Origin of the sequence: Rheinheimera sp. A13L (assembly GCF_000217935.1) — a bacterium.
In the GTDB taxonomy this organism is placed as follows: Bacteria; Pseudomonadota; Gammaproteobacteria; order Enterobacterales; family Alteromonadaceae; genus Pararheinheimera.
In genome coordinates, this window is record NZ_AFHI01000045.1 from 132,086 (window position 1) to 143,418 (window position 11,333).

The 11,333-nt window shown below is 48.2% G+C and carries 8 protein-coding genes; 6 read left to right on the top strand and 2 right to left on the bottom strand.

The window, feature by feature from the left end:
* Positions 1 to 3: 3 nt before the first annotated feature.
* Positions 4 to 1,317 carry a DUF3472 domain-containing protein gene (locus tag RHEIN_RS16750; protein WP_008900167.1) on the bottom strand — a complete coding sequence of 438 codons (1,314 nt, stop codon included), beginning with the start codon at positions 1,315 to 1,317 and terminating at the stop codon, positions 4 to 6.
* Positions 1,318 to 1,474: 157 nt separating this feature from the next.
* Entirely contained in the window at positions 1,475 to 4,321 is a 2,847-nt protein-coding gene (locus RHEIN_RS16755) for a TonB-dependent receptor (RefSeq protein WP_008900168.1), read from the bottom strand.
* A 323-nt stretch (positions 4,322 to 4,644) separates the two neighbouring features.
* Between RHEIN_RS16755 and agaR the strand changes: the two genes are divergently transcribed.
* Genes agaR through nagA form a run of 6 tightly spaced genes read left to right on the top strand, consistent with a single transcriptional unit; the run spans position 4,645 to position 11,322 of the window.
* Positions 4,645 to 5,430 (top strand): transcriptional repressor AgaR, encoded by a 786-nt coding sequence (agaR, locus tag RHEIN_RS16760; protein ID WP_008900169.1) that lies wholly within the window; start codon positions 4,645 to 4,647, stop codon positions 5,428 to 5,430.
* Between the two features lie 28 nt (positions 5,431 to 5,458).
* Positions 5,459 to 6,835, top strand: coding sequence for a Gfo/Idh/MocA family oxidoreductase (locus tag RHEIN_RS16765; protein WP_008900170.1), 1,377 nt, complete (start codon positions 5,459 to 5,461; stop codon positions 6,833 to 6,835).
* Between the two features lie 2 nt (positions 6,836 to 6,837).
* Entirely contained in the window at positions 6,838 to 8,121 is a 1,284-nt protein-coding gene (locus RHEIN_RS16770; protein ID WP_008900171.1) for a class II D-tagatose-bisphosphate aldolase, non-catalytic subunit, read from the top strand.
* Entirely contained in the window at positions 8,121 to 9,263 is a 1,143-nt protein-coding gene (locus RHEIN_RS16775; RefSeq protein WP_008900172.1) for an SIS domain-containing protein, read from the top strand. The genes RHEIN_RS16770 and RHEIN_RS16775 overlap by 1 nt, the downstream gene beginning before the upstream one ends.
* A 3-nt stretch (positions 9,264 to 9,266) precedes the next feature.
* Positions 9,267 to 10,193, top strand: coding sequence for an ROK family protein (locus tag RHEIN_RS16780; protein ID WP_008900173.1), 927 nt, complete (start codon positions 9,267 to 9,269; stop codon positions 10,191 to 10,193).
* Complete coding sequence (nagA, locus tag RHEIN_RS16785; protein ID WP_008900174.1) at positions 10,183 to 11,322, top strand: N-acetylglucosamine-6-phosphate deacetylase; 1,140 nt, start codon at positions 10,183 to 10,185, stop codon at positions 11,320 to 11,322. Before RHEIN_RS16780 ends, nagA begins: the two co-directional genes overlap by 11 nt.
* The last annotated feature ends 11 nt before the right edge of the window (positions 11,323 to 11,333 follow it).

Genomic DNA, 11,333 nt, shown 5'->3' on the forward strand with positions numbered 1-11,333 from the left:
TTATTAAGGCAAAGCCGCAAAATCAATTTGTGGTACTGCGTTACTGACGGGCAATTGCCATGAAGTACCCACTGCTGTGGTGTCGCTAAAGAAACCACAGTTTTGCAGCATAAAGCCCTGCTCTGTGACACCGCCTTTAAAATCCAGTCGGTTGCCGCTGCCACCTGTACCGTCAACAGTAAAACTGGCACTGCGGTTTTGTGTCCAGTTGCCTGCTGCATCAGCAAACCATTGACTCGGGAAATACACTTTACGGCCTGTATCTCCGGTTTCAGGGATAAAGTTTTCTAAAAAGGAATGCGGCCTTTCTATATTACGCTGTGTATCAGGCCGGCTGAAACTGGCGATCAACTGCCACTGGCCAGACTCTGGCGGATAAAACCAGGCGCTGTAATGGGTGTGGTTGTCGTTTTGCGGTTCTGCTTTGAGCAGAAAACGATAGCGGGTGTCGGTTTGCCACAGATAACGCAGGAAACTCTGGCCGCCTGAACCTTCGTTACCAAACTCCCCTGTTTGTACTTGCGCGCCCTTACGCAGTAATTTCACCTGAAATTCTTCCGGAATACTGCTTGGGTCATCTGTCTCATAAGGGCTCCAGACAGAAAACAACACACGCCGCTCTGTGGCAGAATTCACCTGAATACCAAAATAACCATCGGCAAAACCATTGGCCATAAAGTAGCTGCCTAAAGTATCGCTGCCAGATGGAATTTCCATTTCGCTGTAAAACCAGCGTGTTGTGCTGTTTTCAGGCAATTGATAAGTTAAATGCACCGAAGGACCGCGTCGCCCCCAATACACTTCATCTTTTATATAACTGGCGTTTGCTGCGGCTGAACCACCAAAATTCAGTTGAGTCAGTTCAGCAAAAGTCTGACCGCTACTGCTGACTCCCCGCAACAAAATTTTCTGATAACCAGTTTGAGTGACCTGAAAACGGCCAACGGCATGCTGTTTACTGCTGGCGCCAGTTAAAGTCACAGTCTGACGTTGCTCATTTACACTGACCTCCAGTTTAGATTCGCCTTGTGCCACCTGCCCTGTTAAAGCTAAATCCAGCTCTCCTGTTTGTGGCAGATACAAATACACAGCCAACACATCATCAGCATGTTGCCAGTTCGTTATTCCCTGATCTGTCACTATAGCGCCCGTCGCTTGGGCGTCTCCTTCCACCCAGCTATTGGCTGCCAGACTTAACTGGTAAGGCAAAGGTTGCTGTTGCACAGGCGTTGCAGTCACAGCAGTTTGTTCCGCCGAACTGCCGCCACAAGCTGTTAAAAAACTCAGACCCAGCAGGGCCATTAAATATCGCATCATAGGTTTATCCTTGACTGTTATCCGGCTTTTGTAGGGGCGCGGTTTATCCGCGCCCGTCTTATGATACCGCGGTGCCCATTGACGGGCCGGGACAAGCCACAGCCCTGCGACCCCCGTCTCAAATCGCCATCTAATCTGATACCTCAACAGATCAGAATCAGAAGCTGCCTCTGATCCCCACGGCAAGCTGAGTACCAAAACGTTCCAAATAGTTGACCTGATCTTCACGTTTGACATAACCCCAGTAGCGGCTGTTGCTTAAGTTACTGGCTTCAGCAAAAACCGTCAGACCGTGCATAAAGTCATAACTGATACTGGCATCCAGTTGGCCGTAATCCGCTATCCAGGATGCACCACCCCAATCTTCCGGATTAGTCACAAATTTAGAACGCCAGTTATAAGCTAAACGGGCCTGTACGCCATATTGTTCATAATAAACCACAGCGTTGTAGGAGTTTTTCGACATGCCCTGAAACGGCAGATCTTTGGCTTTTAGCGCAGGATCCTCGTAGTTACTGTCGACATAGGTGTAATTCAGCTGGAAGCCTAAACCGTTAAAAGGTTCTGGCAACCATTCCTGCAGCGATTGTTGCCAGGCCATTTCATAACCTTCAACTTTAGCGCCATAGTCGCCATTGACCGCAGTTGTCACCAGATAGTCTGTGCCCTGAACATTGGCGACAAATTTCTCTTCGGCAATAAATGATTTAATGTCTTTTATAAACACACCACCACTTAAAGCACTGCTTTCACCGTAATACCATTCCAGAGTCAGATCCGCCTGATTGGCTTCTTCAGGTTTTACGCCGGGATTCCCCATAGCCAGAGTGGGCAGGTTCTGCTCTCTGGTGGTGAAGCTCGGCGCAGCCCATGAGCGCAGGTAATATAAAGAAGGACGACTTAACACTTCAGCAGCCGAGAAGCGCAGCAAGAGCTCATCGGTTAAATTCAGTTTAAAGTTTAAGCTTGGTAAAATACTGTTGTAGCTGTCGTCGTAGCTGACAGGCAAAACCTGACGCCAATCGTTATTAACAGGTTGCCCTGAGCTGTCCAGTTGCACTTTACTCAGGTCATAACCAAAACCTGTCGAAGTGACATCGGTTTTACTGCCCCTTAACCCCAGGTTCAACATCGAACTTAAACCAAAAATTTCCGGTTCCATCGTCAATTGAACAAAGGCCGTGGTGACAGCTTCTTCCACTTCATAGCTACCTGCCCTGTTTTGCACCGCCACTATACTTTTATCAGCGGCTTCGGCATTGATACCCCGGTAATAAGCCAGCAGTTTGTCGTAATCAAAACTTGGCCATGGCGAAGGAGACAAACTGGTTTCACCTTCCAGGAAGTTATCAAAATTAGCAGGAACAAAGACATCAGCCGGAATTCGGAATAACTCAAATTCTCCCTTCTGAAATACCGTACTGTCATCAAAGGCATAACCGTCACGGGTTAAATAAAAGCCACCCCGGCTGAACTGGCTGGCATTGGCTGAAGCATACTGATTCTGACCTTTGTTTTGGTTCACATAAGTGAAACCTGTATCCACTTTCGTGATCAGCCCATCCTGTGGCGTATAGGTATTCAGCAGCTTGAAGTCACCAATCTTGTCGGTTACACCAGTGCCTGAGTTATAGCTGTAGTGAGCACCATAGTCCTGATCTGCGGTCAGGCCGGGGCTTATTACCACATCTGGTAATTTGTTGCCTGAACTGTAATCAATGTCGATTGAATCCACAAAACCACGGGCCACAATAAAGCGGTTGTCGCCTGCATTCTGATCCTTGGCTTCTGAATAAGCTGCGTCCAGAGTAAAAGACCATTGTTCGTTGTACTGGTATTTTGTATTGAAACCTAACTGATAAGTGTCAGTTTTACGGGGAGAGCTGATATTCAGCAGTTCCACCATGGTGTTCTCGCCGGTCTGGCGCATTTTGACCACACGGTCCATCTCATCAAAAGTAGCATCACTAAACAGCGGCGTACCTGGCGTGTGAGTTTCATCATAGTTTACAAAACCAATCTGATACCTGTTGCCGTCTGTGTTGTAGCGGGAGAAAAGGCTGTCGAAGTTAATATCCAACTGATCTGTGGGTCGCCACTGCAAAGCAAGAGTTGCACCTAAACGTTCACGAACATCCTGAGCATTAGCAAAATACATATAACTTGGGATCTTAGAAGCATAAGTTTCACCTGCATCTATCATACCGTTGTTGTTGGTATCAACCGGCACCCCAGCGCTGTCAACACCCCAGCCTTCGTCTTCATCAAAAAAACCTGAGGCTGAATAGGTATCAGCCCGTAAGGTTTTCTTTGAATAGACAGCTGAAAACAAGGCACCGAAACTGTCATCTTCGTTTTTCTGGCCATAGATAAAAGACGCATGTGGATGTGTGTCTTTAGTGCGTGATTCGTAAATACCTTTGGCTGATGCCGAAATAGTAGTGCCATCCATATCCAGTGGCTTGCGGGTTTCTATATCAATCACAGCACCAATGCCACCTTCAGGCAGCTGGGCTTCAGGGGATTTATACACCCGTAGCACACTGACCAGCTCTGAGGCTATGGTGTCGAAGTTAAAATCACGGCCAGCATATTCAGACGCCAGTTTGCGGCCATTTAAGGTAGTAATGTTGTATCCACCACCTAAACCACGCACCAGAATATTCTGACCTTCACCGCCATTTCGGGTAATGGTAATGCCCGGAATACGCTGCAAAGCTTCAGCTAAGTTTTCATCCGGAAACTTACCTATGTCATCAGATACCACTAAATCCACCATGCTGGTGGCGTTTTGTTTTTGAAACAAAGACTCTTTAATACTGCTGCGAATGCCTGACACCTGAATGACTTCAATGTCTTTCGTATTTTTTTCTGCCTGCACTGCTGCTGTAGTTTCTGCTGTTTTGGTTTCAGCTTGCTCTGCGGCAAGCTGCCAGCTAAATCCAGCTAAGGCGGCACTGATAGCCAGACTAAGCATGGCTGGTTTTGTTGTGATCCTGTTCATGTATTCCCCGCTCTGGTAATTTTTATAGTTTTTGCAAATTCGCAAGTCAACGAAGATTTATTTAACTTGCGATTATTTACTTATAGCGCTAAAAAACATCAATGATCAACATCGAAGCGCAAAAAAACTTTTATTTATTTTCTTTTCATGCCATGCTAGATTCAACTGAAAGCAGCCAGAGCGGCCTGAAACCAGTCAGAAGGCCAGATAAATCAAGGTCTTTCGCTAAAGCAGGTGCAAACACAGGGACTTTCGAAAGCTTTCGAAACTAAAAACGGCATGTTATGTTCAGCGCAACAAAAAGTGCATGAACAGGAAAATAAATGGACAACTTAAATACGATTGAGCGACAGCAGGAGATAGTCCGGTTGACGCAACAACTGGGCAAAGTGGCAGTAAGGGAACTGGCGGATCGTTTTGCGGTTTCGGAAGTGACCATACGCAGTGATTTGGCGGTGCTGGATCAGAAAAAATTACTGGTGCGTTCCCGTGGCGGAGCCTTGATAAACAGTGAGCTGAGCCGCGAGTTGTCGTTAAAAGAAAAACGCCATTGTTATTCGGCGTTAAAACAACAACTGGGTGCAGCGGCGGCTGGCTTGATCCGTGATGGCGACAGAGTGATTTTGGATTCAGGCACGACCACTCAGCAGGTGGCAGCACATTTAGCCGATCATAAAGATCTGATTGTGATGACCAACGGCTTAAACATTGCGATGGAGCTGGCGCAAAAAGAAGAAGTTGAAGTGATGTTAACCGGCGGTTTGTTACGCAAAAAGTCGATGTCGTTTTACGGCAACGTGGCGGAAAAAAGCCTGCGGGATTACAACTTCAACAAACTGATTTTAGGGGTGGATGGTTTTGATTTAAAAGCAGGTTTAACCACCCACTTTGAAAAAGAAGCCAGCTTAAACCGGCTGATGTGTGACATAGCCAACGAAATTATTGTGGTGACGGATTCGTCCAAGTTTGATCAACGCGCTTTTCATGTGATTTGCGGCAGCGCCAACATTCACAGCCTGGTGACCGACAGCGGAATACCAGAACAGTATGCAGAACATTTAACAAAACAAGGTGTGCAACTACACATCATAGATAAAACAAACTTGTAGCTAAATTAAAAACGGGGAAGGAAAGAATATGTCTGGATTTAATCGTCGTTCATTTTTAAAAGCATCTATGGCAACAGCAGCTTTAGGCGCTTTGGCATCTTGCGCTCAGGCTGGCAGCAACACAGGCATGACCACCAAGCCAAAAGGCAAATCGGTGATGGGTTTAGTTGTACCAAAAATGAACGAAGTACGGGTTGGCTTAATTGGTGTGGGTGAACGTGGCACTGGTTATGTGGACCACTTCAATAAAATTGAAGGCGCCCGTATTACTGCGATCTGTGATCCGGACTCTTTAGTACTGGACCGTGCCCGCAAAAAAATGGCGGACTATGGCAATACAACAGCAGCCTATTATGGCAATGGTGATTATGCCTACCGTGAACTATTAAACCGTCAGGACGTAGATATAGTGGTGATTTCCACCCCATGGAAATGGCACCACCCTATGGCCAAAGAAGCCATGCTGGCCGGTAAACATGCTTTTGTTGAAGTGCCTATGGCTTTAACTTTAGAAGAAATGTGGGATCTGGTCGACACAGCTGAAGCCACTCAGCTGAACTGCATGATGATGGAAAACGTCAACTATGGCCGTGATGAACTGATGGTACTGAATATGGTACGTCAGGGTTTGTTTGGCGACTTGCTGCATGCTGAAGCGGCCTATATTCACGAATTGCGCTGGCAGATGAAAGAACTAGACCGCAAAACCGGTTCATGGCGCACTTTGTACCATACCCAGCTGAACGGCAATATGTACCCCACTCATGGTTTAGGCCCTGTGGCTCAATATATGAATATCAACAGAGGCGACAGGTTTGATTATTTGAGTTCGGTCAGCTCACCAGCTTTAGGCCGCGCCGCTTATGCCAAACGGGAATTCCCGGCCGATCACCCACGTAATCAACTGAAATACATTCATGGCGATATCAATACCAGTGTGATTAAGACAGTCAAAGGCCGGACTATCATGATCCAGCATGACACTACAACACCACGGCCTTATTCCCGCCATAATCTTATTCAGGGCACCAATGGCGTGTTTGCCGGTTTCCCTAACCGTATTGCATTAGAAAACGGCGGCAGTGGCAATTTCCATGAATGGGACACCAACATGGAACCCTGGTATGACAAATACGATCACCCTTTGTGGGTCCGTATGGGCAAAGAAGCTGAACGCAACGGCGGCCATGGCGGCATGGACTTTTTAATGTGTTGGCGGATGATTTATTGCCTGCGTAATGGTGAAGCTCTGGATCAGGACGTGTATGACGGTGCCGCCTGGTCAGCTGTATTGCCTTTGTCTGTGGCTTCGGTTTCCGATCGCAGCAACTCCAAAGACTTCCCAGACTTTACCCGTGGAGCCTGGCAAAACGGCACACCACTTGGCATTGTAGGGAAAAGCTAAGCATGAGCGCCTTATCGCAGATTTTACAGCAGAATAAACAGGGATTGGGCAGTGGCATTTATTCGGTCTGTTCAGCCCAGCCTCTGGTCTTAACCGCGGCCTTGCGCCGCGCCAAAGCCGACAATTCTGTACTATTGATTGAAGCCACCGCCAATCAGGTTAATCAGTTTGGTGGTTACACCGGTATGTTGCCCGCTGATTTTATTGCCTATGTCAGGCAACTGGCTGAAACCGAAGGTGTTCAGCAACAGCAACTGATTTTTGGTGGTGATCATTTAGGCCCTGTGGTCTGGTGTAAAGAGCCAGCAGAACAGGCGATGCTAAAAGCTGAACAGCTGATTGCCGTTTTTGTAGAAGCGGGTTTTAGCAAAATTCATTTAGACACCAGCATGGCCTGTGCTGACGACCCTGAGGCTTTGTCCGATGAAGTGATAGCGACACGGGCCGCAAGGTTATGCAAAGTAGCAGAACAGCACCGTGGGCCGGATCAATCGCTCTGTTATGTGATAGGCACTGAAGTACCGGCCCCTGGCGGCGTGACAGAACTGGAACATGAATTAGCACCAACCCCGGTTCAGGCGGTGCAACATACGCTGAATACGCATAAAGCGGCTTTTACTGCGGCGGGCTTAGGCGATGATGTCTGGCAAAAAGTCATAGCTTTAGTGGTACAACCCGGCGTTGAGTTTGATAACAGCAAGGTGCATTTATTTGATGTCCCTGCCAGTCAGTCCTTAAGTGCTTATATTCAGACCCAACCAGGCCTGGTGTATGAAGCTCATTCCACTGATTATCAGTTGCCCGAACAGTTAAAAGCTTTAGTGCAAGGCCATTTTGCGATTTTGAAAGTAGGCCCTGGCCTGACCTTTGCACTGCGGGAAGCCTTATTTGCTCTAAGTTTTATTGAAGATGAATTGGTAGCTCCGGAACAAAGCTCACAGCTGCGAAGCCGTTGCAAAGCGCTGATGCAAAACAATACCGGATATTGGCAAAAGTTTTACACTGACTCAGCGCAGCAGTGGCAACTGCTCTACAGTTTCAGTGACCGTATTCGTTATTATTGGCCTGAAGCTGAACTGCAGCAGGCCATCACTACTTTATTCAGCAATTTATCAACACCATTGCCTTTGCCACTGCTCAGCCAGTTTTTACCTGCCTCTTATCAGGCTGTATTAAGAGGCGCAGTAGCCAACAAAGCTGAAGATTTAGTGATCCACCATATTGATCAGGTGCTGGCCACTTATGCCAAAGCCTGTGCTTTAGCTGCGACAATCAGGAGTATTTAATGTCAATGCAGAATTTATTTTTACAGCTTGGCACCGAAGAGCTGGGGCAAGCCGGTGGCTACTGGACTGCCCGTGAAATTCAGCAGCAACCCGATTTATGGCGGCAAGTGCAGCTGGAGCATCAGCAAAAACAAGCAGCTTTACAGCAGTTTTTACAGCCTTTGCTGGCTAAAACTGATTTGCGCATTATTTTAACCGGAGCTGGCACTTCAGCTTATATAGGTGCAGCGCTGGCGGCCTTTTTGCAGCAGCAACTGCCTTTTGCCACGCAAAAAGTCGAAGCCATCAGCACTACAGATTTAGTCAGCCATCCGTCTTTGTATTTAGATGCCCGCCTGCCGACTTTACTGGTGTCTTATGGCCGTTCCGGCAATAGCCCTGAAAGTGTGGCTGCTGTAGAGCTGGCTGATCAGTTAGTGCCGGCTGTGCAGCATCTGATGATCACCTGCAATGCAGATGGCAAACTGGCCTCATACGCCAAATGCCATCCTGAGTGCAGTGCCGTGTATCAGTTGCCTGAACAAAGCCATGATCAAAGCTTTGCCATGACCAGCAGTTTCAGCTCTATGTACCTGGCTACGTTGCTGACCTTTGCCTCAAACCATAGCGCTTTTGAGCAGGCCTGCGCACTGGCCGAACAAGTACTGCAGCATAAATTGCCGGAGATTAAAGCTCAGGCAGAACAACCTTGCCAGCGTATGGTGTTTTTAGGCAGCGGCCCGCTGAAAGCTATAGCTCAGGAAGCCGCGCTGAAGTATCTGGAACTCACCGCAGGCCAGGTGATCAGCAGTTTTGAAAGCCCGCTGGGGTTTCGCCATGGCCCTAAATCATTGATTAACAAAGAGACCCAGATCTTGTTGCTGCAAAGCTCTGATCCGTACAGCAGTTTGTATGACCAGGATCTGCTGGCCGAACTGCAACGGGATAATCTGGCGCTCGACAGTGCAGTGTTGTCCGAAGCTCAGCTTGGCGGAGACAGTTGCCTGGCAGATGTCTGGCTGACTTTGCCTTTTATTGTCTGGTGCCAGGCACTTGCTTTTTACAAAGCGCTGCAATTAAAAGTGTCCCCTGATAATCCTTGCCCTGGCGGTCAGGTGAATCGTGTGGTGCAAGGTGTCACTTTATATCCTTTTAAAGGCTAAGCCATGTGGTACGGACTGGATATAGGCGGCACTAAAATAGAACTGGCAGTGCTGGATGCAAAGTTTGAGCTGCAGCACGGCTGGCGGGTAGCCACCCCTCAACAAAGCTACGATGAGTTTTTGCAGACTGTACTGCAGCAAATTCAAAAGGCCGATGCGTTGTGCCAAAGCCCTGGCACTTTGGGCATAGCTTTGCCTGGCGTGATCCGAAGCGATGGCACTGTGTTATCCAGTAATGTGCCCTGTTTAACCAACAAAACAGTGGCCAAAGACTTAACTGCTTTGTTGCAGCGCCCTGTTGCTATAGGCAACGATTGTCGCTGCTTTGCTTTATCTGAAGCTGTGTTGGGTGCAGGCCAACAACACACTAAAGTGCTGGGTTTTATCCTCGGCACTGGCGCTGGCGGTGGTTTTTGCCTGAACGGAAAACTTTATCAGGGTGCCCAGCGTTTAGCGGGTGAATACGGTCATCAGGGTTTAGCTGCTGCCGTAGTGCAGCAGTTTAATTTACCGCTATTTAGTTGTGGTTGTGGCTTAACCGGCTGTAACGAACCTTATATCTCAGGCACAGGTTTAGCGCGTTTGTATCAGTATTTTAGTGGCCAGAACGCCGACACTTACCAGTGGTTAGCCGATTACCGCGCCGAAAAACCCGCAGCTATTCGTACCTTCGAGGCTTATATCAGCGCTTTGGGTTCTGTAATGGCCAATCAGGTATTGAGCTTAAACCCGGATCTGATTGTGCTGGGTGGTGGTTTATCCGATATCCCCGAAATTATTGCCGCTTTACCAAAAGCGACTGCTGCACATTTATTTGCCGGAGCTGCAGTGCCTGAGTTTAAAAAAGCTCAGTGGGGCGCCGCCAGTGGCGTACGTGGCGCTGCTTTATTAGGCAAAGCGTTAACCGAAGGACAAAGCTATGAAGTCTGAGCCTTTTTATCTGCACGCCCACAGCGCTTTGATTGAAGGTCGCTGGCAACAGCAGCAGTACCTGCTGATTGCCGACGGTGTGATTCAACAGATCAGCAGCACTGCAGAAGCTGGTGTGACTGTGCTGGAATTACCAGACGGTATGTTATTACCAGGTTTTATTGATACCCAGGTGAATGGCGGTGGTGGCATTTTGTTTAACCAGCAACCCACTGTCGAAGCTTTGCGCCTGATGATGGCAGCGCACCGAGCTTTTGGCACCACAGCCATGTTGCCCACTGTGATCACCGACAATATCAACACCATGCGACAAGCCGCAGATGCAGTAGCGGCCGCTTTAGCCCGCTCTGAACCCGGTATTATCGGCATTCATTTTGAAGGGCCGCATTTGTCTTTGGCCAAAAGAGGCTGTCACCCAACCCAACATTTACGCTCTTTATCTGCGGCTGAACTGGAGTTGTATCAGCGCACAGATTTAGGGGTGCGTATGCTGACCATAGCACCTGAAGCCGTCAGCCCGGAGCAGATTCGCCGCCTTAGTGATGCTGGCGTTATTGTCTGTTTAGGTCATTCCAACGCGGACAGCGATACAGTACTGGCCGCTTTGGACGCAGGGGCTACAGGCTTTACGCATTTGTACAACGGCATGTCGGGCTTAACTTCTCGTGAGCCTGGTATGGTGGGCACAGCCCTTGCCGATCCACGCACCTTTTGCGGCATTATTCTGGATGGCGAACATGTGCATCCTTTATCAGCACGGCTGGCTTATCAGGCCAAAGGCGCAGAACGTTTAGTATTGGTGACAGATGCCATGTCGCCTGTAGGAACTGATCAAAAAGAGTTCGAGTTTTTTGACGGCAAAGTCACACGCCAGGGGTTAAAACTGACCAATGCCGAAGGCTCTTTAGCAGGTTCAGTGCTGGATATGGCCAGTGCGGTACGTTATGCCAAAGAGCAACTGCAACTGGATTTAGCCACAGCCATTCAAATGGCAACAGCCACAGCTGCTGATTTTATTGGTCAAAGCAAAGTCAGAGGCCAAATCCGCCCCGGCGCTCAAGCCGATTTAATCTGGATGAATAACAAGTATCAAATCCAACAAAGCTGGATAGCGGGCAGCACAGCCTAATTAACAACAAT

Coding starts and splice junctions, on each gene's coding strand:
- RHEIN_RS16755 (WP_008900168.1), bottom strand. CDS start 4,321: ATGAACAGGATCACAACAAAACCAGCCATGCTTAGTCTGGCTATCAGT.
- RHEIN_RS16750 (WP_008900167.1), bottom strand. CDS start 1,317: ATGATGCGATATTTAATGGCCCTGCTGGGTCTGAGTTTTTTAACAGCT.
- RHEIN_RS16770 (WP_008900171.1), top strand. CDS start 6,838: ATGAGCGCCTTATCGCAGATTTTACAGCAGAATAAACAGGGATTGGGC.
- RHEIN_RS16765 (WP_008900170.1), top strand. CDS start 5,459: ATGTCTGGATTTAATCGTCGTTCATTTTTAAAAGCATCTATGGCAACA.
- nagA (WP_008900174.1), top strand. CDS start 10,183: ATGAAGTCTGAGCCTTTTTATCTGCACGCCCACAGCGCTTTGATTGAA.
- agaR (WP_008900169.1), top strand. CDS start 4,645: ATGGACAACTTAAATACGATTGAGCGACAGCAGGAGATAGTCCGGTTG.
- RHEIN_RS16775 (WP_008900172.1), top strand. CDS start 8,121: ATGTCAATGCAGAATTTATTTTTACAGCTTGGCACCGAAGAGCTGGGG.
- RHEIN_RS16780 (WP_008900173.1), top strand. CDS start 9,267: ATGTGGTACGGACTGGATATAGGCGGCACTAAAATAGAACTGGCAGTG.